This window comes from Rhodococcus sp. OS5 (assembly GCF_056837585.1).
Genome location: NZ_CM166368.1, coordinates 2,053,240 through 2,079,775, shown reverse-complemented (window position 1 = coordinate 2,079,775; position 26,536 = coordinate 2,053,240). Strand labels below are relative to the sequence as shown.

At 63.4% G+C, this 26,536-nt stretch carries 24 protein-coding genes; 9 read left to right on the top strand and 15 right to left on the bottom strand.

Features of this window, described 5'->3' with window-relative positions:
- Nucleotides 1-294: 294 nt before the first annotated feature.
- Both ACVZUB_RS09610 and ACVZUB_RS09605 read left to right on the top strand, forming a co-directional pair.
- A complete protein-coding gene (locus ACVZUB_RS09610) occupies nucleotides 295-2,064 on the top strand; it encodes an Ig-like domain-containing protein (protein ID WP_211920492.1) in 1,770 nt (589 codons plus the stop codon).
- A 51-nt stretch (nucleotides 2,065-2,115) separates the two neighbouring features.
- Nucleotides 2,116-3,873 (top strand): Ig-like domain-containing protein, encoded by a 1,758-nt coding sequence (locus ACVZUB_RS09605; RefSeq protein ID WP_003940813.1) that lies wholly within the window; start codon nucleotides 2,116-2,118, stop codon nucleotides 3,871-3,873.
- Nucleotides 3,874-3,942: 69 nt separating this feature from the next.
- On the opposite strand, the gene ACVZUB_RS09600 is transcribed toward ACVZUB_RS09605, so the two are convergent.
- The 3 genes from ACVZUB_RS09600 to guaB all read right to left on the bottom strand — a co-directional run bounded on the left by ACVZUB_RS09600 (nucleotide 3,943) and on the right by guaB (nucleotide 8,561).
- Nucleotides 3,943-5,697: a GMC oxidoreductase gene (locus ACVZUB_RS09600; protein WP_003940689.1), complete on the bottom strand. Its 1,755-nt coding sequence runs from the start codon at nucleotides 5,695-5,697 to the stop codon at nucleotides 3,943-3,945.
- Between the two features lie 173 nt (nucleotides 5,698-5,870).
- Entirely contained in the window at nucleotides 5,871-7,010 is a 1,140-nt protein-coding gene (locus ACVZUB_RS09595) for a GuaB3 family IMP dehydrogenase-related protein (protein WP_003940976.1), read from the bottom strand.
- 27 nt (nucleotides 7,011-7,037) lie between these two features.
- Nucleotides 7,038-8,561 carry an IMP dehydrogenase gene (gene guaB / locus ACVZUB_RS09590; protein ID WP_003940903.1) on the bottom strand — a complete coding sequence of 508 codons (1,524 nt, stop codon included), beginning with the start codon at nucleotides 8,559-8,561 and terminating at the stop codon, nucleotides 7,038-7,040.
- A gap of 243 nt (nucleotides 8,562-8,804) precedes the next feature.
- Here guaB and ACVZUB_RS09585 point away from each other — a divergent pair, with 243 nt between their 5' ends.
- Complete coding sequence (locus ACVZUB_RS09585; protein WP_003940777.1) at nucleotides 8,805-9,209, top strand: DUF5319 domain-containing protein; 405 nt, start codon at nucleotides 8,805-8,807, stop codon at nucleotides 9,207-9,209.
- A gap of 102 nt (nucleotides 9,210-9,311) precedes the next feature.
- On the opposite strand, the gene ACVZUB_RS09580 is transcribed toward ACVZUB_RS09585, so the two are convergent.
- The 3 genes from ACVZUB_RS09580 to ACVZUB_RS09570 form a co-directional block, all read right to left on the bottom strand.
- Nucleotides 9,312-10,250 (bottom strand): anti-sigma-D factor RsdA, encoded by a 939-nt coding sequence (locus ACVZUB_RS09580; RefSeq protein WP_230359675.1) that lies wholly within the window; start codon nucleotides 10,248-10,250, stop codon nucleotides 9,312-9,314.
- On the bottom strand, nucleotides 10,234-10,812 hold the full coding sequence (locus tag ACVZUB_RS09575; RefSeq protein WP_003940953.1) for a sigma-70 family RNA polymerase sigma factor: 579 nt from the start codon (nucleotides 10,810-10,812) through the stop codon (nucleotides 10,234-10,236). Before ACVZUB_RS09575 ends, ACVZUB_RS09580 begins: the two co-directional genes overlap by 17 nt.
- Nucleotides 10,813-10,987: 175 nt before the next feature.
- Complete coding sequence (locus ACVZUB_RS09570; RefSeq protein WP_007728619.1) at nucleotides 10,988-11,686, bottom strand: hypothetical protein; 699 nt, start codon at nucleotides 11,684-11,686, stop codon at nucleotides 10,988-10,990.
- A 768-nt stretch (nucleotides 11,687-12,454) separates the two neighbouring features.
- Here ACVZUB_RS09570 and ACVZUB_RS09565 point away from each other — a divergent pair.
- The 4 genes from ACVZUB_RS09565 to ACVZUB_RS09550 all read left to right on the top strand — a co-directional run bounded on the left by ACVZUB_RS09565 (nucleotide 12,455) and on the right by ACVZUB_RS09550 (nucleotide 15,105).
- On the top strand, nucleotides 12,455-12,751 hold the full coding sequence (locus ACVZUB_RS09565; protein ID WP_003940939.1) for a WhiB family transcriptional regulator: 297 nt from the start codon (nucleotides 12,455-12,457) through the stop codon (nucleotides 12,749-12,751).
- A gap of 192 nt (nucleotides 12,752-12,943) precedes the next feature.
- Complete coding sequence (locus tag ACVZUB_RS09560; protein ID WP_007728616.1) at nucleotides 12,944-13,609, top strand: fasciclin domain-containing protein; 666 nt, start codon at nucleotides 12,944-12,946, stop codon at nucleotides 13,607-13,609.
- Nucleotides 13,610-13,697: 88 nt separating this feature from the next.
- Entirely contained in the window at nucleotides 13,698-14,366 is a 669-nt protein-coding gene (locus tag ACVZUB_RS09555; RefSeq protein WP_007728615.1) for a sigma-70 family RNA polymerase sigma factor, read from the top strand.
- Nucleotide 14,367: 1 nt separating this feature from the next.
- Nucleotides 14,368-15,105, top strand: coding sequence for an anti-sigma factor (locus tag ACVZUB_RS09550; protein ID WP_064443365.1), 738 nt, complete (start codon nucleotides 14,368-14,370; stop codon nucleotides 15,103-15,105).
- A 74-nt stretch (nucleotides 15,106-15,179) separates the two neighbouring features.
- Here the strand turns inward: ACVZUB_RS09550 and groL are convergent, their stop codons facing one another.
- Nucleotides 15,180-16,790, bottom strand: coding sequence for a chaperonin GroEL (groL, locus tag ACVZUB_RS09545; protein WP_003940715.1), 1,611 nt, complete (start codon nucleotides 16,788-16,790; stop codon nucleotides 15,180-15,182).
- 86 nt (nucleotides 16,791-16,876) lie between these two features.
- Nucleotides 16,877-17,176: a co-chaperone GroES gene (gene groES / locus ACVZUB_RS09540; protein ID WP_003940763.1), complete on the bottom strand. Its 300-nt coding sequence runs from the start codon at nucleotides 17,174-17,176 to the stop codon at nucleotides 16,877-16,879.
- A gap of 233 nt (nucleotides 17,177-17,409) precedes the next feature.
- Here groES and ACVZUB_RS09535 point away from each other — a divergent pair, with 233 nt between their 5' ends.
- Nucleotides 17,410-19,125 (top strand): TIGR03767 family metallophosphoesterase, encoded by a 1,716-nt coding sequence (locus ACVZUB_RS09535; protein WP_050656359.1) that lies wholly within the window; start codon nucleotides 17,410-17,412, stop codon nucleotides 19,123-19,125.
- Between the two features lie 19 nt (nucleotides 19,126-19,144).
- Here the strand turns inward: ACVZUB_RS09535 and ACVZUB_RS09530 are convergent, their stop codons facing one another.
- The gene (locus ACVZUB_RS09530) at nucleotides 19,145-19,705 is read right to left on the bottom strand and encodes a potassium channel family protein (protein ID WP_054782245.1); all 561 of its coding nucleotides are present in this window, start codon (nucleotides 19,703-19,705) and stop codon (nucleotides 19,145-19,147) included.
- A 161-nt stretch (nucleotides 19,706-19,866) separates the two neighbouring features.
- Here ACVZUB_RS09530 and ACVZUB_RS09525 point away from each other — a divergent pair, with 161 nt between their 5' ends.
- Nucleotides 19,867-21,456, top strand: a complete 1,590-nt coding sequence (locus ACVZUB_RS09525) for an Hsp70 family protein (protein WP_482628310.1) — start codon at nucleotides 19,867-19,869, stop codon at nucleotides 21,454-21,456.
- Nucleotides 21,457-21,474: 18 nt separating this feature from the next.
- Here the strand turns inward: ACVZUB_RS09525 and tsaD are convergent, their stop codons facing one another.
- The 6 genes from tsaD to alr form a co-directional block, all read right to left on the bottom strand.
- The gene (gene tsaD / locus ACVZUB_RS09520; RefSeq protein ID WP_007728610.1) at nucleotides 21,475-22,512 is read right to left on the bottom strand and encodes a tRNA (adenosine(37)-N6)-threonylcarbamoyltransferase complex transferase subunit TsaD; all 1,038 of its coding nucleotides are present in this window, start codon (nucleotides 22,510-22,512) and stop codon (nucleotides 21,475-21,477) included.
- A complete protein-coding gene (rimI, locus tag ACVZUB_RS09515; RefSeq protein WP_050655860.1) occupies nucleotides 22,509-23,003 on the bottom strand; it encodes a ribosomal protein S18-alanine N-acetyltransferase in 495 nt (164 codons plus the stop codon). Before rimI ends, tsaD begins: the two co-directional genes overlap by 4 nt.
- A gap of 5 nt (nucleotides 23,004-23,008) precedes the next feature.
- On the bottom strand, nucleotides 23,009-23,692 hold the full coding sequence (gene tsaB / locus ACVZUB_RS09510; protein ID WP_312638567.1) for a tRNA (adenosine(37)-N6)-threonylcarbamoyltransferase complex dimerization subunit type 1 TsaB: 684 nt from the start codon (nucleotides 23,690-23,692) through the stop codon (nucleotides 23,009-23,011).
- A gap of 78 nt (nucleotides 23,693-23,770) precedes the next feature.
- Nucleotides 23,771-24,262: a tRNA (adenosine(37)-N6)-threonylcarbamoyltransferase complex ATPase subunit type 1 TsaE gene (gene tsaE / locus ACVZUB_RS09505; protein ID WP_003940673.1), complete on the bottom strand. Its 492-nt coding sequence runs from the start codon at nucleotides 24,260-24,262 to the stop codon at nucleotides 23,771-23,773.
- Nucleotides 24,252-25,304 carry an alpha/beta fold hydrolase gene (locus ACVZUB_RS09500; RefSeq protein WP_003940782.1) on the bottom strand — a complete coding sequence of 351 codons (1,053 nt, stop codon included), beginning with the start codon at nucleotides 25,302-25,304 and terminating at the stop codon, nucleotides 24,252-24,254. The genes tsaE and ACVZUB_RS09500 overlap by 11 nt, the downstream gene beginning before the upstream one ends.
- Nucleotides 25,301-26,503 (bottom strand): alanine racemase, encoded by a 1,203-nt coding sequence (alr, locus tag ACVZUB_RS09495; protein WP_482628309.1) that lies wholly within the window; start codon nucleotides 26,501-26,503, stop codon nucleotides 25,301-25,303. Before alr ends, ACVZUB_RS09500 begins: the two co-directional genes overlap by 4 nt.
- Between the last annotated feature and the right edge of the window lie 33 nt (nucleotides 26,504-26,536).

Genomic DNA, 26,536 nt, shown 5'->3' with positions numbered 1-26,536 from the left:
GCGAGGTACGTCACTACAAAGGCCGCCCCTCAGAACTGCGCGGCGACCTCGCGCGGATCTAGACCACCGTCCAGGTCAACGGCGCCCCAATCACCCGCACCTTAGCTTCGGCAATCAATTCGGCAGCATCATCGCAGGCCAGAGCCCGAAATGGACGAAGGGTGAATTTTCTGGACGTTTGACCGATTCGCCTGAACCAAACGTCCAGTAAAGGTAATCTCGCCCGTCAAGTGATCAGGATCACGATCGCAAACGGCCGGCGCCGCCGAACGGCGCTCACCTCGAGGAGGACCTGTGCGTCGATTCATACGACGACTCGCCATACCTGTCGCAGCTGTGACGGCTGCCGCCGGACTTCTAGTCCTCGGCACGCCGGCCACTGCTGACGAAGCCCCGCCGACCACTTTCACCGGCACGACCGACAACCTGATCTTCACGAAGAGTGTCATCGGGAACGCGGCAGTTCACCCAGGCGACACCGTCACGTACAAGACCGAGATCAAGCACAACGAAAGCGGCATCGAACGGTCGATCGCAAAGATCCGTGACATCCCGCCCGCAGGATTCGTCCTCGTGCCGGGCAGCGCCAAGGCCACCTACCTGGGTGTGACCAACCGGGCCACGATCAGCAACGAATCAGACGGCGGAGTCTCCGCGAAGTGCTCGAGCGGCTGCACCTTCCTGGTCGGTGGATTCGTCGTCAAGAAGAACCAACCCGTCACGCTGGAAGCGACCTACACGGTCCCCGTCGGCACAGCATTCGGGACGTACGACAGCGGCATGCTCTTCGACGTCAACGCCTTCAGCACACAGCAGGGCCTCAACCCCATCAACGTCAACGTCCAGGTAGTCGACCCGTCTGTCGCCACCGGAACCACACTGGTTGCACCGGCAACGGCGAAGGTCGGCACGCCGGTCGACCTGACCGCGACAGTTGCGCCGTCCGACGCGAGCGGCACCGTCCAGTTCAAGGACGGCGGCAACGACATCGGCTCACCGGTCCCGGTTTCGGGCGGTAGCGCCACCCTCTCCCACACTTTCGACAGCGTCGGCGCCCACGACATCACCGCCGCGTACAACGCCGGTCCGGGATTCCACAGCTCGACCTCCGGAGTCCAGACCGTCGACGTCGCCGCGGACACCACCACCACGATCTCGGCCCCGAACGCCGCGCTGGTAGGTGACAGCATCACCGTGAGCGCTGTCGTCACACCGGCAAACGCCGTGGGCACGGTGCAGTTCAAAGACGGCGAGACCAACCTCGGCGCACCGGTGGCTGTAGTCAACGGAACGGCTTCCCTGACCCGCAGCTACGACGCTTCGGGTACCCACAGCTTCACCGCAGTGTTCACCGGCGAGGCCGGTTACGGCGATTCCGTCTCCACCGCAACCCAACTCGACGTCAGCGATCCCGACTGGGGAACCACGACCACCGTTGTCGAGCCACTCACCGCTGTTGTCGGTGAACCGACCAACCTCTCGGCCACCGTCTCCCCCATCCCGAGCAGCGGAACCGTGACGTTCAAGGTCGACGGCGCCGAGGTCGGTACCGCACCGGTCGGCACGGGTGACGGCGTCGCGATCCTCCCGCACACCTTCGCATCAGCGGGCGCTGCAGCCGTGACGGCAGAGTTCTCCGGCGGAACCGGATTCATCGGCTCCACGTCCACGTCGTTCACTGTGAACGTCACCGATCCCGAACCCGCCCGCGCCGACACCACGACGTCTCTGACCGTCAGCGGCTCGGCTCAGGTCGGAAAGGCATTGCAGCTCAAGGCCACCGTCGCACCCGGAACAGCAAACGGAATGATCCAGTTCAAGTCCGGCACGACGCCCATCGGCGTACCCGTTGCCGTCGTCAACGGCGTCGCGACACTCACGCACACCTTCGACGACGAGGGAACGTTCGGCCTCACTGCCAACTTCGTCGGCGACGCCGGTTGGAAGAACTCCGTCTCCGGCCCGACGGTCGTGCAGGTCGGCACCGCACCGACCGACGGCGGCGGCACCGGAAGCGTGGACACCGGTTCGCTCAGCGGCCTCATCCCGCTCTTCGGAAGCTAGTCCCCCACATCAGCTTTGGACACCACTCCCGTACCCAGCTCAGGAGAATCCATGTTCGTGTACTCCAGACGTCGCATCGCGGCGCCGATCGCCGCCACGGCACTCGCCAGTGGCGTCATCCTCGCGGGAATCCCCGCATCAGCGGCCCCCGTGACAACAACCTTCGGCACGAGTTGCCTGGCAACCCCGTCCGCTGTCGCCGGTCCGACCACGCAGTCACAGTCCGGCTCGGTCATCGTCGACGCACCGGAATCCATCGGCGCCGGTGAAACCTTCGAGGTCACCATCCAACCCGGCCCGATCGCCTTTCCCGGCTCCGCTTCCGGGGCGACCGTCCAGAACGTCTCCCGCATCAAGGTCGACGTCGACGTTCCTGCGAACGCCACCCTGGTGGAAGCCACCATCGTCCCCGGCACTTCGGCGGGGCTCAGCGGTGTAGCGCCGAACATCCTGCGCGTCAACGAGAACGGCAACGTCGATCCCAACGGAACGATTCTGCGCCTCTCCGGAAACAACCAGGTCATCGGAAACAGCCCCAGCTCGAGCATCAACTCCGAGGGCGGCATCGTCGTCAAGGCGACCGGCAAGAACGTCGACGGTTCCAACAATGCCGACGGCTACACGCAGTTCCAGCTCCCCCAGGTCAAGGCAGTTCTCAAGGCCGGCGATTCAGGGGACGTCGCGATGAAGGTACGCACCGGCGGCAGCGCGGGAGCGTGGAACAACGATCGTAACTTCCTCACGTTCCTCCCCAAGGCCACCCTGGTCATCACCGCCTGGGCACCCACGCGATGCACCCCGCGTGACGCCGAGAACGGTCCGCTCAACAGCGGCGCAGGCCCCCTCGCCACGACGCGGATCATCGAGGCGGACAAGGCAACCACCACCACAGTCGTCGGACCGGCCAACGCCAAGAACGGAACTCCCGTCACCCTGTCAGCCAACGTGAGCGGCGGCGCAAACGGTGGAACCGTCCAGTTCTTCGACGGCGACAACCCACTCGAGGACGCCGTGCCGGTAACCGGAGGGTCGGCCAGCATCTCCCCGACCTTCACCGAGGACGGACCGCACTCCATCACCGCGAGCTACAGCGGAGCCCCCGGGTTCCTGGCGTCGACGTCGGCGTCGGCCAAGATCGTGACCGTCACGACCGATGCACCACCGGACGCCGTGACCACTACCGCCACGGTGTCGCCGTCGACCGCGAAGGTCGGACAAGACGTCAACCTGACTGCCAAGGTCGATCCGCAGGGTACCGGCGGCACCGTCGATTTCATCGTCGACGGCACCGAAACGGTCAGTGCTCCGGTCGGAACCGACGGAGTTGCCGTCGCTCCGTACACCTTCACCTCGACCGGAACGCACAAGGTTGTCGCGAAGTTCACGGGCTCACCAGGATTCGCCCCGTCCGCTGCCCCGGCATTCCCGGTCAGTGTGACGACGCCGGCTCCGGCTGACGTCGAGACGACCACGGTTCTCGACGCTGTCGGAACTGTTCAGAAGAACACCCCGGTGACGCTCAAGGCAACGGTCGATCCGTCCGGCGCCACAGGCAAGGTCCAGTTCAAGGTCGGTGACACCCTCATCGGTGGACCGGTCGACGTGGTCAACGGTGTCGCAACGGTACCGGCGACGTTCTACAACTCCGGGACCTACAGTGTCACCGCCGAATTCGTGGGCGCTTCGGGCTACACGGCCTCCGCATCCGCGCCGCAGACCCTGACCGTCCCCGGCGATACGGACGGCGGGCCCGGAGGCGGGACCGGCAGCCTCGACCTCGGCACTCTGTTCGGGTCGCTAGGAGGCTGACACTCTGAAACAGAGATGGGGCGTGTCGTCGAATCCTCGACGACACGCCCCATCTTCGTTCGCGGCGAACTATCCGGCTGCCGGCTCCGCCGGAACAGCGGTAGCTGTCTTGCCGCCGGTGATCTTCACGATCGGCAGGACCAGCGCGGCCGGAGCCGACGCCGGCACCACAGGCGACTTGGGTGCAATCGGAGCCAAACGCTCGTAGCCGCTGCCCTGGGCGGGACGCAGGTCGGTCTCCCCCTTGTTCGGCCACAGCGAGGCCGAACGCTCGGCCTGAGCGGCAATGGTCAGCGACGGATTCACGCCGAGGTTGGCCGAGACCGCTGCGCCGTCGACGACGCTGAGCGTCGGGTAGCCGTACACGCGGTGGTACGGATCGATGACGCCGTGATCGGAATCCGACGCGATAGCGCAACCGCCGAGGAAGTGCGCCGTCAGTGGAACGTTGAAGATCTCGCCCCACGTGCCGCCCGCGACGCCGTCGATCTTCTCGGCAACTCGACGCGTCGCCTCGTTGCCCTCCGGGATCCACGTCGGGTTCGGCTGACCGTGGCCCTGCTTGCTGGTGACCTTGCGTCGACCGAACAGGCCCTTCTTCGTGTACGTGGTGATGGAGTTGTCGAGGTTCTGCATGACCAACGCGATGATCGTGCGCTCACTCCAGTCCTTGACCGTCAACATGCGCAACATCTGGTACGGATTCTTCGCAACCACACCGAGGAACTTGATCCATCGGGGCGTCTTGCCGCCGCCGTCCGTCATCAAGGTCTGCAACAGGCCCATCGCGTTCGATCCCTTGCCGTAGCGGACCGGCTCGATGTGGGTGTCGCTGCTCGGGTGGAACGACGAGGTGATCGCCACTCCGCGAGTCAGGTCGAGTGCGGGATCGACCTTGTACTTGCCTGCGCCGACAATGGATTCGGAGTTCGTTCGAGTCAGCTCGCCGAGCTTGTCGGAGAGCTTGGGCAGCGCTCCGGTGTCCTTCATGTCGAAGAGCAGATGCTGAGTGCCCCACGTTCCGGCCGCGAGAATGACGTTCGCAGCCGTGTAGGTGCGGCGGTTCTTTCGTCCGAATGCACCGGTTCGCTCGGTGAACACGTCCCACGAACCGTCGCGAGCCTCACGAAGCCCGGACACGGTGGTCATCGGAATGATCTCGGCGCCGGCTGTCTCGGCAAGGCCCAGATAGTTCTTGAGGAGCGTGTTCTTCGCTCCGTGACGGCAGCCCGTCATGCACTCGCCACACTCGATGCAACCGGTGCGCTCGGGTCCGACGCCGCCGAAGTACGGGTCCTTCGCCTTCTTGCCAGGTTCACCGAAGTAGACGCCGACAGGGGTCTGGATGAACGTGTCGCCGACGCCCATGTCATCTGCGACGGACTTCATGATCTCGTCAGCGGGCGTCATGTGCGGATTCTGCACGACGCCGAGCATCTTCTGAGCCTGCTCGTAGTACGGGGTGAGCTCGCTTCGCCAGTCGGTGATGTGCGCCCACTGCTTGTCCTGGAAGAACGGCTCCGGCGGCTGGTACAGCGTGTTGGCGTAGTTCAACGACCCGCCGCCGACGCCTGCGCCCGCGAGAATGAGGCAGTCGCGCAACAGGTGCACGCGCTGAATGCCGAAGCACCCCAGCTTCGGAGCCCAGAGGAACTTCTTGAGATCCCAACTGGTCTTCGCGAAATCTTCGTCGGCATACCGTCGGCCGGCTTCGATGACGCCGACCTTGTAGCCCTTCTCCACGAGACGAAGCGCGCTCACGCTTCCGCCGAACCCGGATCCGACGATCAGTACGTCGTAGTCCGTTGCCCGTTGCTTGCCCATCAGGACACCTCCACCGTGAACCGTAGTTACCCGCCAGTATGCACCTATCCCTTGTGACTACCACCACAAGGGGCCCCATAAGCGTAACCGCAAGTATCAGGAACGGAAGAAAGTCCTGCACAACGAACTGTGGCCCCGGTTCACGAAGAACCGGGGCCACAGAAAGGTACAAACTACGCGCGGACTGTCAGCCCGACCTTCTGGAACTCCTTGAGATCGGAGTATCCGGCCTTCGCCATCGACCGACGGAGACCACCGACGAAGTTCAGCGAACCGTACGGATCGTCCGAAGGGCCGCTCAGAACCTGGTCCAGACTCGGACGCTCACCATAGGAAACCGGAAGAAGTGCTCCACGCGGAACCGAAGGATGAGCCGCAGCGGACGGCCAGTACCAGCCACCACCCGGCGCCTCGGCGGACACGGCCAGCGGCGTGCCCAGAACGGCAGCGTCCGCACCGCAGGCGATGGCCTTCGCCAGATCACCCGAAGTTGCGATGTCACCGTCGGCGATGACGTGGACGTAGCGTCCACCCGTCTCGTCGAGGTAGTCGCGCCTGGCTGCTGCAGCATCGGCAATGGCCGTGGCCATCGGAACGCCGATGCCCAGGACCTCACCGGTGGTGGTTGCACCCTCGGTAGACCCGTACCCGACGATGACACCGGCAGCGCCGGTACGCATCAGGTGCAGCGCGGTGCGGTGGTCACTGACCCCACCCGCGACAACCGGAACGTCGAGTTCCGAGATGAACGTCTTGAGGTTGAGCGGTTCCTGCTCGGTGTGCACGACGTGCTCGGCCGAGATGATCGTGCCGTGGACGACCAGGAGGTCGATTCCCGCCTTGATCAGCTCCGGCGTCAGTGCGCGCGCATTCTGCGGGCTGACGCGAACGGCAGTGGTGACCCCCGAATCACGGACCTGCGCCACCGCAGCTGCCAGAAGACCGGCCTGCAGCGGTGCCGCGTGCAGCTCCTGCAAGTAGCGGATGGCCGCGTCGACGCCACCGTCCTTCTCGGCGATCTCGACGAGACGCCGGAGCTTCTCCTCGACATCGGGGTGACGGCCCCACAGGCCTTCACCGTTGATGACACCGAGGCCGCCGCGCTTACCCAACTCGATCGCGAAAGTCGGCGAGACCAACGCGTCGGTGGGATGTGCGAGGACAGGAATGTCGAACCTGTAAGCGTCGAGCTGCCAAGCAGTCGACACCTCCTTCGACGAACGAGTTCGCCGGGAGGGAACGATGTTCACATCGTCCAACTCGTAGGTACGTCGGGCCGTTCGACCCATGCCGATCTCAACGAGGTCGCGCACGCGCGCCCCTTTCTCGTGTACTGGTTGCTAACGAGCGGTGTAGTTGGGTGCTTCGACAGTCATCGTGATGTCGTGCGGATGGCTTTCCTTCAAACCGGCCGCCGTGATCTGGACGAACTGAGCGTTCTGCAGGTGCTCGATCGTCGCCGACCCCGTGTATCCCATGGCAGCGCGCAGACCACCGGTGAGCTGGTGCGTCACCTGCGAGAGCGGGCCACGGAACGGGACACGTCCTTCGATGCCTTCCGGAACCAACTTGTCCTCGGACAGCACGTCGTCCTGGAAGTACCGATCCTTGGAGTACGACTTGGCCTCGCCACGCGACTGCATCGCGCCGAGCGAACCCATTCCGCGGTAGCTCTTGAACTGCTTGCCGCCGACCAGAATCAGTTCGCCGGGCGATTCAGCGGTACCGGCCAGGAGTGAACCCAGCATGGCCGTCGACGCACCTGCGGCAAGAGCCTTCGCGATGTCTCCGGAGAACTGGAGTCCACCGTCGGCGATGACGGGCACACCGAGAGGCTTGCACGCGGCAACCGCTTCCAGGATGGCCGTGACCTGAGGGGCACCGACACCGGCGATGACGCGGGTGGTGCAGATGGAACCAGGGCCGACTCCGACCTTGACGGCATCGACGCCGGCTTCGACCAGTGCCAGAGCACCCGCGCGCGTAGCGACGTTGCCACCGATGATCTGAACCCGCTCGCCCAGTTCACGCTTGAGCTTGGCGATCATGTCGAGAACGTTGGACGAATGCCCGTGCGCACTGTCCACCACGAGTACGTCCACACCGGCATCGGTGAGCGCCATCGCGCGCTGGAAGGCGTCATCGCCGGCACCGACTGCAGCGCCGACGAGCAGTCGACCGTCACGGTCCTTGGTGGCGTCGGGATGCTGCTCGGTCTTGACGAAGTCCTTGACCGTGATCAGACCGGTGAGCTTGCCGTTGCCGTCGACGATCGGCAGCTTCTCGATCTTGTGCCGACGAAGAAGGCCCAGTGCCACGTCAGCGGTGACGCCTTCCTGAGCGGTGATCAGGGGCATCTTGGTCATGATCTCCGCGACCGGGCGATTCTGGTCGACCTCGAAACGCATGTCCCGGTTGGTGACGATGCCAACCAGCTGGCCGGCGTCGTCGGTGACAGGCAGACCCGAGATGCGGAAACGAGCGCACTTCGCATCGACCTCACCCATCGTGTCGGTCGGCTTACACGTGACGGGATCGGTCACCATGCCGGCCTCGGAACGCTTGACCGTCTCGACCTGTCCTGCCTGGACCTCAACCGACGAGTTGCGGTGCAGAACACCCATGCCGCCGGCGCGTGCCATCGCAATTGCCATGCGCGACTCGGTGACGGTGTCCATCGCAGAACTGACCAACGGAATCCGCAGACGGATGTCGCGGGTCAGTTGACTGGACGTGTCGACCTGGCTCGGGATGACGTCGGACGCAGCCGGCAACAGCAGCACGTCGTCGTATGTCAGTCCCAGCATCGCGACCTTGTTGGGGTCGTCTCCTCCGGTGTGTACATGTCCTGCAGAACTACTCATGCGGTCAGGACCCTCCATGGACCTAGATTCGCCCAGGGCGACCGCTGTAGCAGCCGCCTCGAAACGGATTACGAAAGCTGGATATCGGATAGAAGGCGCCTGCACGGAAAGAAATTCCTGGCACCTTTTCCCGGCGTTGCACACCATGGTATCGGCTCACTCAAAGGTCCGAACCATCCCACCCACGCTGCGTGTACGCGTAACAAGTGGCGCTGACCCCCCTGACCTGCGTACCGTGGTGCTGTGCGTGATCAACTGCCCCCCGGTCTGCCGCCAGATCCCTTCGCCGGCGACCCAGCTGACCCCTCCGCGGCTCTCGATGCCATCGAGCCGGGTCAACCACTCGACCCCCACGAACGCCAAGCGGTCGAGGAGGATCTCGCTGACCTCGCTGTATACGAGGCACTCCTCGCTCACCGCGGTATCCGCGGTCTCGTAGTCTGCTGCGAGGACTGCCAACAGGATCACTACCACGACTGGGACATGCTGCGCGCAAACCTGCTGCAGCTGCTCGTGGACGGAACCGTCCGCCCCCACGAGCCTGCCTACGACCCGATGCCTGAGGCATATGTCACGTGGGACTACTGCCGTGGATACGCCGACGCGTCGATGAACGAGGCGATGCACGGCGACGGTTTCGACAGCTGAGCGAAACCTCACCCAAGCTCATACGAAAGTGGCCGACAAGCAATTGCTTGTCGGCCACTTTCGTATGAATTCAGATCGGAACGATGCCGATCAGAGCGGGTCTCAGGGCGGCGGTGACGAGAAATCACCGGACGGCGACGAGGCAGGCGCCAGAGACGTCGTCGTCGTGGTGGTGGTCGTTGTCGTCGTGGTTGTCGTCGGCAACGAGGTCGGAGGCGTCGAGGAAGCCGACGTCGGCGGCAACTGCAGCTGCACTCCCGGATCTGGTTTGGTCGAACTTGTCGGTTCGCCAGGTCCCTGAGGATTGAGCGGTTTGACCGAGGAGCCCGGAATTGCCGTGATCGAAGTGGTCGGGCCGGCCGGCTGACCACTCGTCGGCGGCGGCGCTACAGGTGACGTGGTCTCCTGGACCTGCGTCATCAACTTGCCCCAACGCTCGACGAGGTCGGTCTTGTCCTGCGAGTCCTTGACCGCATCGGCACGGTGAGCTGCGTTGTCCAGCACCATCTTTGCCGCAGGAATGTCTCCGGCAGCCAACAGCCGCTCGGCCTTTTCCAGCTCGGAAGTCGTGTCGATCTTCGCAACTGTCGAGTTGGCCTCGTCGGCGAAGACGACCTGCTTGACACCCCACAGGGCATCGCCGGGCTGGGCGTCGTACGCCATCGCCGTCGCGCCACCGAAGACCACTGCTGCAACAGCTGCAGCGGCGGCGATCGGACGAACCACACGCAATCGAGAACGGGAACGTGAACGCTGACGATCGGAGAAGCCGGACGGCGTCGCTGTGATTGCAGCGATGACATCGTCCAACAACGGACCCTCGGGCATCGGAGTCGCAACGACATCGTCACGCCATTGCGAGAGGATCAACGCAAGTTCGTACTGTTCGGTGCTATCGGTTGCTACCGGCCCACCATTCGAAATGGATTCGATCAGCGCATCGTCACGCCGAACCGCAGCCAAATCCACTGGCGTACCGTCGTCGGCGAGATCACCGAGATTCGAAGCGTCATGCCCCTCGTCTCTAGCCAAAGCTCTCACCTGCTTTCGTCACTTCTTTTTTCAGTTTCGCGATCGCTCTGTGCTGAGCGACTCGTACAGCTCCGGCGGTACTACCGACGGCGACGGCCGTTTCCTCGGCCGACATCCCGACCACCAGGCGAAGTATCAAGATTTCTCGATGCTTCTCCGGAAGTGTGCCGAGAAGTTCGTGCATCTGTCTGCTGGACTCCGAATCGAGAGCCCGCTGTTCGGGACCATCATCCAGTGCTATTACATCCGGTACTTCGGAAACGGGCTCCGACTTGTTACGGGCGGAGCTTCGATGTGCGTCCGCAACCTTGTGCGCGGCAATTCCGTACACAAAGGCCATGAACGGGCGTCCCTGGTCCTGATATCGCGGCAGCGCGGTCATCACGGCCAGACAGACTTCCTGTGCGACGTCGTCAGCGGACAGGTGTCCTCTCTCGGCCGCACCCACTCGACCGCGGCAGTAGCGCACCACCATCGGTCGGATGTTCTCCAGAACCAAAGCTAGAGCTGTACGGTCGCCCTGCGCAGCAGCGGCGACCGCGGTGTCCAACTCATCGCTCGTATTTGTCATCGTCAGCGAAAATCCTGGCGTTACAGTGGCACCTCCCGAGCGGGTGTGCTCCCGCTCTCAGCGGAACCCTCTAAGAGTAACCATCCGGACCGACTGGTCTCCGCATACCTGCCCAGCAGTCGCGATATCGATACAGCTCCTTCTGGAATGTTCTCCGGAGACTTCGGTGGCGTGGTTACGACAAAGGTAGGAGTGATCCACCACGCATCGCAATCAGATCGCCGATCTCCCGGGCACTCGGTGAGGTTCTCTCACCGCTGACACCTTCGATCAACAGAGACGACGCCCAGGCCAGGGGCAGCAGGCCGTATTGCCGGCACCGCGCGAACACATCTGCTGCCGTCTTCACGGCTGCGCTCGCGTCTGTTCCGGTCAGCGCGGCGCTACGCAGCAGATCCGACTTCACGCGGTGCCGCACAGACTCCGATTCCGCTGACAATTCGACGGCGCGTTCTGCGTGTCTGCGGGCACGAGCGAAGTCGCCTCCCGCCAACGCCAATTCTGCGGAGACCCATTCGATCCGAATTTCCTGCCGCCACAGCCCGCCCTCGGCATCCAGACGCGCCCGACATTGCGCCAGCAGGCGCCAGCCGAGCGGGAGCCTGCCACAGCCGAGGGCGTCTGCGGCCAGACCGGTCAGAGCGTCACAGGCAGCCTCTGGATCACCTGGCAGGCCGCCGACGATCGCCAGTGCGCGCCCGTCCCACGTGGACGCGAGTGCATGGCGTCCGCTCTGGCGAAGAAACGACGCCCTCGTGCTGGCAGACAGAGAGGCAAGAACTCGATCCGAGTGCGTCGAGAACCCGGCCGTGAGCCGATCGAGGACATCCAATGCAGCCCGCGCTCTTGCGTAGTGGCCCTGACCACCCAGCACTACTGCCGTTGTCCACCAATCTCGGGCAGAGCAAGGCGCCGGGAGGCGGTCGAGATCCGGATCCGCACCGAACGCGGCAGACTCGAGGGACCCTGGAAGTGCAGTTGTTTCGTTGGGCACAGGTGATTGAGGGCGCGCAGGTGTCGACACAGGTTGATCATCGCAGCAGCACGAGCAGACATTCGCACGACCGGCGTCACACCAACGATGCCAAAAGTCGCACGAAACACGAAAAGGCAAGTTTGTCGGAGTTAATCAGATATTCAACTGAGATTTGCCAAATGTACTCGTAATGATATTTAACGGGCATATATCCGTGACGTTAACTGCGCATTACTTATTGGACGGATGTCCTAGTTGAAACTTGGGCACTAAGTCCCGAAATGGAGTGCAACCCCGCCCACGCAATATCGGACAAATGACGCAAACCGAGCCGAATGACCGAGTGATTTCGCCGGGCGATCAGCCTCGAACATATCCCTGATCTGTAGGTTTCGCATCTCGAGCAGCCGGGCTTGCCGGCCGCCACCTCGATCGACCCAATTTCGACATCGGCGCAGAACAACGCACGAGGGGCCCGAAATGTAAATATATACTTCGTTAACTCTCGCATTTCGATATATGCCGATCGCCACTGAACGAGCCTATTGACGCGATTTACTCAGCACCCTTACGGTTAGCAAGCGTGAACGATTCAGAAGGCCCGGATAACCTCCGGGCAACTTGGTCCGCTCGTTGATCAACGCGAGCTTGCAGTAAGGAGTCAACATGCCTGCACCGAATCACCTTCCAGGCCCCAACGCAGACATCTGGGACTGGCAGATGCACGGTCTGTGCCGCGGAGTCGACTCCTCCATGTTCTTCCATCCCGATGGCGAACGCGGTAGAGCACGTGCCCAGCGCGAAACCCGCGCAAAAGAGATGTGCCGTCAGTGCCCGGTCCTGATGCAGTGCCGCAGCCACGCGCTGACCGTCGCCGAGCCGTACGGCATCTGGGGAGGAATGTCGGAAACCGAACGTGAACTACACGCGCGCCACCGTCGCACCACCCGCATAGCTTCCTGATACACGTAGGTAGAGCGCACTAGGCCCCCGAGAGTTTTCGGGGGCTTTTGCGTGTGGACGGGACACCGTCGAAAATGCGTGTGGACGGGACACCGTCGAAAAGAATTTCCGACACGACCCATCCGACCGACGCCTGCCTCCGAATGCCTTCTGACAGTGCACCTCAGCACATCCCTTCAGGAAGGCAGACCCATGAACACCTCTACTCGAGTTCTGGCAGTCACCGCAGCAGCCTCTTTCGCCGTCTTCGGCGTGGTCGGTTGCTCCTCCGACGACAACGATTCGTCGACCGACACGTCCAGCGCCGCCATGACGTCTTCTGCCATGGGATCGAGCATGTCTCCCAGCAGCGCGATGGCGGAGCCTGCTTCCGATCTGGTCGGTGCAGGTTGTGCCGACTATGCAGCTGCAGTGCCGAGCGGCGCCGGATCGGTCAGCGGAATGGCCCAGGATCCGGTTGCCACAGCGGCATCCAACAATCCGTTGCTCACCACCTTGACCGCGGCGGTCTCCGGCCAGCTCAACCCGGACGTCAACCTGGTCGACACCCTCAACGGTGGCGAGTTCACCGTCTTCGCACCGATCGACTCGGCATTCGCCAAGATCGACCCCGCCACGATCGACAGCCTCAAGACGGACAGCGCCACGCTGACCAAGATCCTCACCTACCACGTGGTTCCCGGCCAGATCGCCCCTGACGCGATCGACGGAACGCACCCCACCGCCGAGGGCGGAACGGTCACCGTCACCGGATCCGGTGACAACATCAAGGTCAACGACGCAACTGTCGTCTGCGGTGGAGTCAAGACCGCAAACGCCACCGTCTACCTCATCGATTCGGTGCTGATGCCGCAGTAGTCCCCACCTGCTGTGCGCCTTTATCAACCCCCCGCGGTTAATAAAGGCGCACAGCGGCCAACGGCGGGCCAAGAGAAAAGAACCGGACATGCACGCTACGGTTGTACGCGATGAAGCGAGACAACTCTTCGTGAGCGAGCCAGACCATGCGTCGGATGCGGCCGACGCATGCCCGACGGACAATTCTGCGGCCCGCACCGCGCGAATCGCGGAATCACGCGAGCTGGCAGTGATCCTCGCGAACGTCGCCGGTGGCGACCAGAGCGCCTTCGCCGAGTTCTACGACCGAACCAGCTCCCGTGTGTACGGCATGGTTCTTCGTGTACTCCGTGATCCAGGTTTCTCCGAGGAAGCGGTCCAAGAGGTCTACCTCCAGGCCTGGAAATCAGCCGACAGCTTCGACCCTGCCAAGGGGTCCGCGCTTTCCTGGCTCCTGACACTTGCACACCGGCGCGCAGTGGATCGCGTGCGCTCCGAACAGTCGAGTTCGGATCGACAGGCTCTCTACGACACCACCAATGCCACTCCCGAATTCGACGTCGTCAGCGACGAAGTGACACGAAGAGACGAGCATCGTGCTGTCACCGACTGTCTCGAAACGCTGACGGACACTCAGCGCCAATCGGTGACTCTCGCCTATTACGGCGGCCGAACGTACCGCGAGGTGGCCGAAGATCTCGGCGTGGCGATTCCCACGATCAAGTCGCGAATTCGCGACGGACTACTGCGCCTACGTGGATGTTTGGGGGTGATGTGAGATGGACGAAGAGCTGATCGACTACGCGTACGCCTACGCGATCGATGCGTTGGACCTCGACGAGCGCCGTGAGGTCGACAAACGACTTGCCGCTTCGGACTCCGCGACCCGCGCCGAATTCGACGCCCAGGTCCGGCTCACCGCCGAAACCATGGCCGCGATGACCGTCGTCGACGCCGTCGAGCCCCCGCCGTCGCTGCGCAGAAGCGTCCTCGCCTCGATCGCAGAACAGACCGCGGCTCCCAACGCCCCGGTTTCGCTGGCCGAGCGTCGTAACCGTCGACGCCCGTGGACCATGGCTCTTGCGGCGGCCGCCGCAGTCGCAATCCTGGTCGGCGGCATCGGAATCGGACGCACGCTGTCCGACAACACGCCGCCGCAGAACGCCGCGTCCGAAATCATGGCAGCACCCGACGTTCATGCCACGACGCGTGACATCCCGGGCGGCGGTAGTGCCACGACGCTGTTCTCGCCCTCCGAAGACGCCGCAGTCCTCGTGATGAACGATGTGACTCCCCCGAGTCCGGATACCGTCTACCAGATGTGGCTGGTGCCGGGCGACACCGACGACACCACGATGATCCCGATGGGGACGATGGCTCCGGGCGACGTCAAACCCACTACTCAGGTGGTGCTCGACGGCATCGGTCCGAATACGAAGTTGGCGTTCACTGTCGAACCGCCCGGCGGATCGCAGCAGCCGACGAGCGAGCCGTTCGCAACGATCCCGCTCATCTGATCGCCAGACGAAAAAAGATCCCCCACCGGAATCCGGTGGGGGATCTCTTCTTTGTGGAAACTACGAGCAGCGAGTCAGTGGCTGTGACCGTGTCCGGTGTCGGCAACTTCCTCGGTCGGCTTCTCGACGACGGCGCTCTCGGTCGTGAGGATCATGCGCGCGACGGAAGCGGCGTTGACCACTGCCGAGCGAGTGACCTTGACCGGGTCGACGACGCCGTCGGCAAGCAGGTTGCCGTAGGTGAGGGTGGCAGCGTTGAAGCCTTCGCCCTTGGTCATCTCGGCGACCTTGCTGACAACGACGGAACCGTCGATGCCTGCGTTGCTGGAGATCCAGAACAACGGGGCGTTGAGGGCTTCGCGGACCACGGCAACGCCGGTGGCCTCGTCACCCGTCAAGCCGAGGTTCCCGATCAGAGCCGTACCGGCTTGAACGAGAGCCGATCCGCCACCGGGGACGATGCCCTCGGAAACTGCTGCCTTGGCTGCGTTGACCGCATCCTCGACGCGGAACTTGCGTTCCTTCAGATCGGTTTCGGTGGCTGCGCCGACCTTGATGACGGCCACGCCGCCGGACAGCTTCGCCAGACGCTCTTCGAGCTTCTCGCGGTCCCAATCCGAATCGGTGTTCTCGATCTCGCGACGCAGCTGCGCAACGCGGGTCGCGATGTCGTCAGCGGTGCCTGCACCGTCGACGATGACCGTCTCGTCCTTGGTGACGACAACGCGGCGAGCGCTGCCGAGCAGCTCGAGGCCGGCTTCCTTGAGCGAGAGGCCGACATCGGTGTTGATGACGGTGCCTGCCGTGACGACTGCGAGGTCGTCGAGGAATGCCTTGCGACGATCACCGAAGAACGGCGCCTTGACGGCGACGGCCTTGATGGTCTTGCGGATGGAGTTGACCACGAGGGTGGAGAGAACTTCACCCTCGACGTCCTCGGCGATGATCAAGAGCGGCTTGCCGGATTCGGCAACCTTCTCGAGCAGCGGAAGGAAGTCGGGAAGTGAGCTGATCTTCTCGCGGAAGAGCAGGATCAGCGCGTCTTCGTAGACGGCCTTCTGCGCATCGATGTCGGTGACGAAGTAGGGCGAGAGGTAGCCCTTGTCGAACTGAACACCTTCGGTGACAACGAGTTCGGTTGCAACGGTGGAGGATTCCTCGACCGTCACGACGCCGTCGGTTCCGACACGGGTGAGTGCCTCGCCGACGAGCTTGCCGATCTCTTCGTCACGCGAGGAGACGGTGGCGACCTGAGCGATCGACTTCTCGCCCTCGACGGGGGTGGCTGCGGCGAGCAGTTCCTCGACGACCTTGTCGGCTGCGGCGTTGATGCCGACGCCGAGAGCCATCGGGTTCGCGCCCGCTGCGATGTTCTTGAGTCCGCCGCGGACGATGGCCTGGGCCAGAACGGTCGCGGTGGTGGTGCCGTCGCCGGCAACATCGTTGGTCTTGGTGGCGACGCTCTTGACGAGCTGTGCGCCGAGGTTCTCGAAGGGATCTTCGAGCTCGATCTCACGGGCGATGCTCACACCGTCGTTGGTGACGGTGGGGCCGCCGAATGCCTTGGCGAGCACGACGTGGCGTCCACGCGGGCCCAAGGTCACCTTGACGGCGTCGGCAAGCTTGTCGACTCCGGCTTCGAGAGCGCGGCGTGCGGTCTCGTTGAACGCAATTTGCTTGGACATCTGTTCTGTCAGCTCCTGAATCTTCGGGGCGTGAACGCATTCCGCCCCGGGATCCTGTGTGGACTCCGGGGCGGATCACGTGTGTCTTACTTGGAGACGACAGCCAGCACGTCGCGTGCCGACAGGATCAGGTATTCCTGGCCGGCGTACTTGATCTCGGTTCCGCCGTACTTGGAGTAGATGACCGTGTCACCCTCCTTGACGTCGACCGGGATGCGGTTGCCCTGCTCGTTGACGCGGCCTTCGCCGACTGCAACGACGGTGCCCTCCTGGGGCTTTTCCTTGGCTGTGTCAGGAATGACCAGGCCGGAAGCCGTCGTCGTTTCAGCCTCGTTGGCCTGGACGAGGATCTTGTCCTCGAGCGGCTTGATGTTGACGCTCGCCACGATGAGCCCTCCACTTTGGGGTATGTGCGTCCGAGGCGATCCTCGGACAGCTGTTTGGGTATGCCGTTTACGGCGCGTCACTGCAGTCCCGTCGTCGCGGGTGCCGGAACTCGATCAGCGCCAATTGGCACTCTATACGTGAGAGTGCCAACCCTCAAGGACTGGGCGCATTTTTCTCTTCGTCCAGAGCGAAACAGGACAGCCGTCCACCACGTTCACCTATTGTTCACTTCGTGACGAACATCAATCGCCGTAGTTTTCTGACCTTCGCCGGACTCGGCGCCGTCGGCGCGGTCAGCCTTGGCAAGCCGTGGGGCCTGCAATATGCAGGCGCGTCGACCATTCCGACGTCAGGTCCTGGCACCACTCTCGAGTCCGTGTCCACCCCCGTCAGCAGCAGCGGCTACACCAAGCTCACCGCCGGACCCGGTTGGGCGAACATCGTGCGCAGCGAGTTGGCCGAGCCGAAGTCGGGACGCGAGGACCGACGCACCGCACTCGCCTCACTCGTGCAGCTGACCGACGTCCACATCGTCGACGCCCAGTCCCCCATGCGATTCGAGTACGTCCACCAGATCACCGGCTCGGCGTTCCGTCCCCAGGAGACCCTGACGGCGCACGGGCTGATTTCACTTGTCCGCCGGGTCAATTCGATCGGCAGTGGCCCGCACACGTCGCGCCCCTTCGATGCCGTCGTCACCACCGGCGACAACACGGACAACAAGGAATTCGCCGAACTCGACTGGTTCCTCACCTCACTCAACGGCGGAACGGTCGTCGCCAATACCGGTGCCAAGGACCGCTACGAGGGTGTACAGAACTCGGGTGCCGATCTCTACTGGAACCCCGAGTCACCGATGCTCGACATGTACAAGAAGGCCGGATTCCCGGAGATCCCCGATTTCTTCGGTGCCGCTTTCACGCCCGTGTCGAGCCCCGGCCTGAACACCCCTTGGTACTGCGTGTTCGGCAACCACGACGATTCGGTGTCCGGCACGGTGCCCAGCGGCATCCCGCCGCTCGAAGCGATGTACACGGGATCTCTCAAATTCGAGGTGCCTGGTTCACCGGAGCAGGCCAAGCAGATCGACGTCGCCACCAAGTTCGATCCCAGTGCGATACCCGGAATCCTGTCCGCCTTCACGACGCCGCCGCGCCAGGTCACCCCCGACCCGTCGCGCGCGCCGTTCACACCGCGACAGTTCATCGCCGCACATCTTGATCCCGCGCACACCGGTCCCGGCCCCGTCGGACACGGTTTCGCCCCCGACGCCGGCGACACCGGTATCGGTTACTACTCGTTCGAGATCGCACCGGGCGTCGTCGGCATCAGCATGGACTCCACCAACCGCGCGGGCCTCGTCGACGGTTCGCTGGGCGCCGCTCAGTTCCAGTGGATCGAGAACACCCTGCGCGCCGGCAGCAGCACCTACTACGACGCCGCGGGCTCTCGCGTCACCGAGTCGCGAGGTGACACGTATTTCGTGCTGTTCAGTCACCACACGAGCGACACGATGGACAATCTCATTCCCGACCCCGAGAACGTCCTCGAGCCACGCCTGCGCGGTTCACAGCTTCTCGACTTGCTGCATCGTTTCCCGAACGTACTTGCCTGGGTCAACGGACACACCCACGAGAACAAGATCACCCCGTGGCCCGGCGCGACCCCCGAGCAGGGCTTCTGGGAGATCAACACCGCCTCTCACATCGACTACCCGCAACTCGGACGCATCATCGAGATCGCGGACAACCATGACGGAACGGTGTCGTTGCTTGCGACGCTCTTCGAGGCGGAGAGTCCCAATTCCGTCGACTACAGCGACAAGTCGGCAGCCGGGCTCGCCTCGCTGTACCGCGAACTGTCGTTCAACGACATCCACCGCGACCCGAAGCTGACGGGTACCGGCGTCGACCAGAACGTCGAATTGTTGGTCCACACCGGACGATGACTCCGATTGCCGCAGTGTCCTAGGTGATTTCAGGTCCGCTCGAAGGCGAGCGGTGCGATTTCGCCCACGACACTGCGGCAACGACGAATCGAACACCGAATCCGATCAACACCAGATTGCAGACGATCTGAAGGCTCACGAGCCCCCGGGCAAGGTCCGTCTGCGCGGCGATGTCACCGAATCCGACTGTCGAGAAGACGGACAACGAAAAGTACAGCGCCGCCATACGCGACAGCGGTTCGGTGAAACTGCCAGGGCTTGCATGCTCCACCGAAAAATAGGTGATGGACACCAACAACAAGTACGTCGGCATCACCACCGCCACAGCTTCGACCGCCTGCAGAGATGGCACATCGGAACGCAGAATTCGCCACACCTGCCAGGTGGTCACGGCAAGTACCGCGGCGCCTCCACCGATCAAGAGGAAGATTGCACTCGCGGTATGTACATCGATCCACGGCAGAAAGAAATACGCGCATCCGAAGGCGATCACCGTCAGCGTGGGCCGAAGCACTGCACCACGGATCAGCGCGCGTCGTCGTTCCCGGTCGATGTGGGGAGAATCGCCTTTTTTCCGCATGAATCAATGATCGACAATTTCGCAGGTAAAACCACCCTTTCGGTCCGAAAAGGACGTCACGGAGACGAAAAGCACTGAGCAATCCTCACGAACCTTCTGTAACGTTCATATAACGGCGGTCGATTGAACATTGACCGGTATTGACTGTGAGGAGGTGTGCGATGAGTTGTTCACTGGGAATTTCCACTGGATCTTCCGGTGTCTATTCAGCACTCGTCGACACCGATACCAGCACAAACGCGCCAGGCGCCGTGCCTGCCGAGACTCGCTTCGTCTCGGCGGATCAGGCCAATTCCAACGTCGGTGACCTTGTCAGAGCATCCATCAAGCTGATGACGACGCAGGTAACGGACGGATCTGAAGCGCCGCGCTCGATCGGTGTCAGCTATCGCACGGACGATCAACTCGCGAGCATCAGGTCATCTCTTTCGCGCTCGCCGAAGCAGGTCCGTGCAATCCCCGAGCCTGCCGCCGTACACGCGTATCTCGCCGAGACAGGGAAAACCGAGCGGTACGACACGACAGCTCAGGTGGACGTCGGTGATCAAGGTCTGACGGTGTCCGTCGTCGACCACACCGGTGAAGTTCTGCACTCCGACCGTATCGACGCCCTCGCAGGGGCCGGAATCGACCGGGCATTGGTCGACTTCGTGACGGAGAAGGCGCCAGGGCACTTGCGCCGGTACACCGACGCGGAACTTCTTGCCGCCCGGTGCCATGTCGCCAAAGAGCAACTGTCCACGTCCACCAAGGTGACCGTCGACCTTCCGATCGACGCGATGGCGATCACGCGCGACGAGTTCGAGGCCATCATCGCCCCGGATATCGAGCGTGCCGTCACCTTCATCCGTGAAGTCGTGAAGGGCTCACCGCGGCCCGTCGGTGCCGTTGTACTCATCGGCGGTGGCGCACACATTCCGGCCGTGCGGTCCGCCGTCGCCGCTGCCGTCGACGTCCCCATGGTCGAGATCGTCGAGCCCGAGACTGCGGCAACCAAAGGTGCTGCACTCCTGGCAGATTCGATCACCGCAATTCGTTTCCCGCTGCTGGGCTCCGGAAGTGACCAGCGCTCCGGATCCACCGCCAAGGTCTCGGGAGCGTTGATCGGTGCGCTCGTGGTCGGCGGACTGGTACTCGGTTACGGCGCAAAGGAATTGGTGCCGACCGAGGACACCGCGGTCTCGCCCGTCGGAACCGGGTCGACCACGACGACGGTGAGCCCCGAAGCGACACCGAGCACCGGATCGACGATCATTCCGTCTCATGATCCTCTGCCTTCGGTAGCCGGCAGCACGTATCCTCGGTACGGGTATCCCACCACCCCGTTCGACTCGCAGCCTTACGACACGCACTCGTACACAACGCATCAGTACACACTTCCGCCTGCGCCGATCCCGGACACCTCGACGACAACCACGCCGCCGACCACGACAACGACCACTCCGAATTGGCCGACCATTTTCGGAATCACGCTGCCCGATCCACCGGCGTGGTGGCCGACGCTACCGGACACCGAGGCGACGCCCCCGGTCGATCCGACCGAGGCAAACCCCGGCGGCGGTCTCGGCCCGGGTGAGAGCGGCGGCGAGAACCCGACGACGCCGGAGACTCCTGGATCCGGTTCCACCGAAACCGAAATCACTACCCCTGGTGGTGGTGATCCGACGACGAAGCCCGGTGAACCGAATACCTCGATGCCCGAAAACGGTCCCGCGACCACACCGGATCGGGAACCGGCCCCGGTCGGCTGATTCTCAGTCGGCCGATTTTCAGTGCATCAGCTGGCTGACGGAGACCGACAGCCCCGGGTCCGTCGCAACACTCAATTCCGAAGGGCCTGCGCCGTTTCCGATCAGGTGAGCGGCCAACGATGCGATCATCACGCCGTTGTCCGTGCACAGTCGAGGTTTCGGAATGCGCAACGTGATGCCTGCTTCGGCGCAGCGCTGCTCGGCGAGTGAGCGGATGCGCGAATTGGCCGTGGCGCCGCCGCCGAGAACCAACGTGTCAACACCGACATCCTTGGCTGCACGCACTGCCTTCATCGTCAGGACGTCTGCAACCGCTTCCTGGAACGAGGCAGCGATGTCCGGGATCGAAAAGGTCTCGCCTGCGCGCTCTTTCGATTCGACATAGCGCGCGACGGACGTCTTGAGTCCCGAGAACGAGAAGTCGTGCCGCGAATCGCGCGGCCCCGTCATGCCGCGAGGGAAGGCGATTGCGTTCCGATCTCCCTCTTGCGCAGCAGCATCGAGTGCCGGTCCACCGGGAAAGCCGAGTCCGAGCAGTCTGGCCACCTTGTCGAAGGCCTCACCGGCGGCGTCGTCGACAGTCGTGCCCAGTTCGACAATGGGCTTGCCCAGATCTTCGACGTGAAGCAGGTGTGTGTGACCGCCGGAGACCAACAATGCGACGCACGAGGGCAACGGACCGTGCTCGAGAGTGTCCACCGAGACGTGACCGCCGAGATGATTGACCGCATAGAACGGGATGTTCCATGCTGCCGCATAGGCTTTCGCTGCGGCTACACCGACCAGCAGCGCGCCGGCCAGGCCGGGTCCGATGGTGACGGCCAGCGCGTCGGGCTTCTCGATACCGGCGGCAGCAAGGGCACGGCGCATCGTCGGCACGATCGCCTCGAGGTGAGCCCGCGAGGCCACTTCGGGAACCACTCCCCCGTACCTGGCGTGCTGATCCACGCTCGATGCCACCTCGTCGGCCAACAATTCGCAGGTTCCGTCACCGTTCCAGCGGACGATACCGACACCTGTTTCGTCGCAAGAACTTTCGACACCCATGACGATCATGCTTGCTGCTCCTCAATTTCGCGGACACCGAGCACGGCAGGCCGTCTCATCGTGTACGCATCTGCCCCACTGGGCTGGTAGTACTTCTTTCGTGTTCCGACGATCTCGAATCCTTCGCGCCGGTACAGCGCGATGGCAGGTTCGTTGTCGGTGCGCACTTCCAGGAACACCGGGCACTGCCGTGAATCCGCCAGAGTCAGAAGCGCATCGAGCAACGCGCCGCCGATTCCGAGTCGCTGAGCCGAGGGATCTGTACCGATGGTGTGAACCTCGGCCTCCATGTTCGGCGACGCCCCCAACAATGCGACTCCGGCGTAGCCGAGGACGTGACCGTCAGGCTCCCGGGCAACGAAGTAATGATTATGTGCGCCTGCAAGTTCCGAGACGAACGCTTGTGCACTCCAGGGTCCGTCGCCTGCGAACAACGCGCGCTCCAACTCCGCGCACCGTTCGGTGTCATCGACGTTCATCGGCTCGATGCTGTACTTCATCTGTCTCACTTGCCACGTTCTGCAAGGGTCTTCGCGTCCGGGCGTCGGAGGTACAGCGGCTCCAGCGGGGCCGGAACCGAGCCGGACAGGATCTCGCGAGCAGCGACTGTCACCAACCCGGCCGGTGAAGGTGTCTCCGCCGGGTCGACGGGTAGATCGAAGAAGTCCACGTGCGAAGCGGATCCGGCAATCAGCGTCGAAGGCGAAGGATCGACGTCGCCGGCGGAATTCACAGCCGGTCCTTCGACGCGCACTCCGCCGTCATAGCGCGCCCAGTAGATCTCGCGACGCCTCGCGTCAGTCACGACGAGCAGGCTCGGTGTGGTCGGTACCGCAGCCGCGATCGCATCGAGGCTGCACACGCCGTACACGGGAACACCGAGTGCGTCACCGAAGGCAGCGCCCGTCGCCATGCCGACACGCAGTCCGGTGTACGGCCCTGGCCCGACACCCACGACGACGGCGTTCAAGTCGGCCGGTGTGAGCCCTGCCTCTGCGAGGCATTCGAGGATGTGAGGGGTCAAGACCTCGGCGTGCGCACGAGGATTGACCGTGACACGCACGGCAAGCGTCTCCACTGTGTCCGGTGACTCTGCGTCCGGTGACACTGGGTCCGGTGACGAAGCCGACAGGGAGACGACTCCGGCAGTGACTGCCGGAGTGGAGGTGTCAATTGCGAGAACAAGCACGATTTCTCAGGGTACCCGCACGTGAAGAACTACTTCCGGCCCGGGAGGGTCACGACGTCTGTGACACCAAACTCCGTTTCACGACGTCCAGGACCAACTCGCAGTCCGCACATCCGATTCGGGTTCCCGATGAAGCTGCACTCGCAGGTGCCGTTCGACGAGCCTTTCCACGACGTCACCACCCCATTCGACCACCACCACTGCATCGGTGAGGTCGGTGTCGAGGTCGAGGGCATCGAGTTCGTCGAGCGCATGCGGTCCGCTGTCTCCCAGCCGGTATGCGTCCACGTGGATCATGCCGACGGGAACTCCGCCGCCGGGGCGGGTGCCCGGACGATGCTCACGAGCGATGACGAACGTCGGGGACGTCACCCGGCCCTGCACCCCGAGCCCGGCGCCGATTCCGCGCGTCAACGCGGTCTTGCCTGCCCCGAGTGGACCGTCCAGCACCACCAGGTCGCCGGCAACAAGTCCCGCCGCCAAGCGTCGGCCGAAAGCCTCGGTATCCTCGGCCGTTTCCAACGTGATCTGTCCGGACACGGGAAGTCCCGTGGAGTTCTCAGCCGACATCGGACCGCTCTTCTACCTGCGCTCGCTGCACCAACTTGTCGATTGCGTCCGTCACGATCGCCGGGAACTCGAGCTGCACCAGATGGCCGGCCCCGTGAACTCGCACGAGTTCGGATTCGGGGAGATCGGCGGCGAGACGCTTGGAGCTGATGAACGGAATCATCATGTCTTGATCGCCGCAGATCACGACTGCCGGTGTGTGCGCGAGGACCTCGAGAGAAGCGGACTCGTCGTGTAGTTCCAACGTCCGCAGGAAATTGACGATGGTCACAACCGAGGTCCGGTCGAGCATGCCGTCCGAGAGTTCATGCAGCCGTGGGCTGACATCGGTGCCGTACGAGGCCGCACGCAGGATCGGCGTGATCAATACTCGCGCAGCGCCCCGGGCATGCTGAACTACTCCTGGTGAGGTGCGCACTGCCAACCGGAATCCGTCGATGATCGGATTCTGCAGATTGCGGGTCAGGCCGGTCTCGGCCAGGCCTGCCGCCGTCGTCGCGACCAGCCCCACGCCGATGACTCGGCCCTCGAACCATTCGGGTCGCTGACCGGCGAGCGCGAGTACCGTCATGCCGCCCATCGAGTGACCGACCAGAACTATCGGTCCCTTGGGTACCTTGGCCTCGACGACGGTCGCGAGGTCGCGGCCGAGCTGAGAAACCGTACAACTCTTCGAACGCGGCATGCCCGAGTCTCCGTGTCCGCGCTGGTCGTAGAACACCATGCGAACCTTGTTGCCCCATCGCTCTTCGAGCTGGCGGCGCTGGAAATGCCAGGACAGCGCACTCAGGCAGTATCCGTGCACGAAAACGACCGTCAGCGGAGCGTCGTCCGGTCCCACTTCGCGAACTGCCAGTTCGACACCGTCCTCGGTGCGCACCGTGCTCTTGCGGTCGCGCGTCATGAGGTCGAAATCCTCGTCCGCGTAGATTTCCCGGCCCGGACGCGTCGCGGTCTTGAATGCGTTCACACCGGCCATCGAGCCGAGCGCCACGGCGCTGAGCAGGCCACCGAGAATGCTCATCTTTCCTGCAGTCTTCATGACGTCTCTCCCCCGATGTACGTACGCACAGTGCGTCCACGTATCCCGGTCACGACCTCGTAGTGAATGGTGTCGAGTACGTCGGCCCAGGCCTGCGCGTTGGGTTCGCCGTGATCGCCGTTGCCGAAGAAGATCGCGGTGTCGCCTTCGCGAACTCCGTCACCGTCCGGACCCAGGTCCACCAATACCTGGTCCATGCAGATTCGCCCGACAGCCTGGCGACGCTTACCGCCCAACTGCACTTCGAACTTGCCACTCAGTGAGCGAGACAAACCGTCGGCGTAGCCGACGGGAAGCAGCGCAAGAGTGGTGTCGTGCGGTGCGACCCACTGATGCCCGTAGGAGACGCCCTCTCCGGCGGCTACCTTCTTCACCAGAATCACCTTCGCTCGCAGCGTCATCGCCGGTCGTAAACCGAAATCTCCGAGTTCGGGCACCGGAGACAATCCATATATCGCGATTCCCGGCCGAACCATGTCAAACCGCAGGTCAGGACGGGTGACTGTAGCAGCGGAGTTGGAAAGATGAACGACTTCGGGGTCGAATCCGCGAGCGCGGACGTCGGCAACCGCGTCGATCAAACGCTGCTTCTGCATGTCGATGACGTCGTGATGCGGTTCGTCCGAGTGTGCGAGGTGAGAGAACACTCCGCGCAGCCTGATCGTGCCCTCGTCCCGGGCAGTGGCGAGGTCGTCGAGCATCTGCGGCCACTCGGTTCTCGATACGCCGTTGCGATTGAGCCCGGTGTCCACCTTGAGCGTCACCGTCGCCTGTTGTCCCAGAACCCGTGCCGCGTCGACGACAGCAGCCAGGTGTCGCGGGGAGGACACGCCGATCTCGACGTCCGATCGGATCGCCGAGCCGAAATCGGCGTCGACGCCGTGCAGCCAGGCAAGGACGGGAGCGGTGATGCCTGCCTCTCGAAGGACCAGTGCCTCCGCGATGGTGGTGATGCCGAGTTCCCGGGCTCCCGCCGAGAGCGCCGTCCGCGCCACCGCAACTGCGCCGTGGTTGTATCCGTCCGCCTTGATGACCGCCATCAACGCTGCATCCCCGGCAAATTCACGCAGAACACGCACGTTGTGCGCGATCGCGTCCAGATCGACGACTGCCTCCGTCTGCGGCCCTACTGCGTCGTCGAGTCGGCTCGCCTTCCCCTCCGCAGGCTCCTTCGGTGCTCTTCCCTGGGCAAGCGTCATGGCGACAATCCTGCCACCCACGCAGAATCGGAC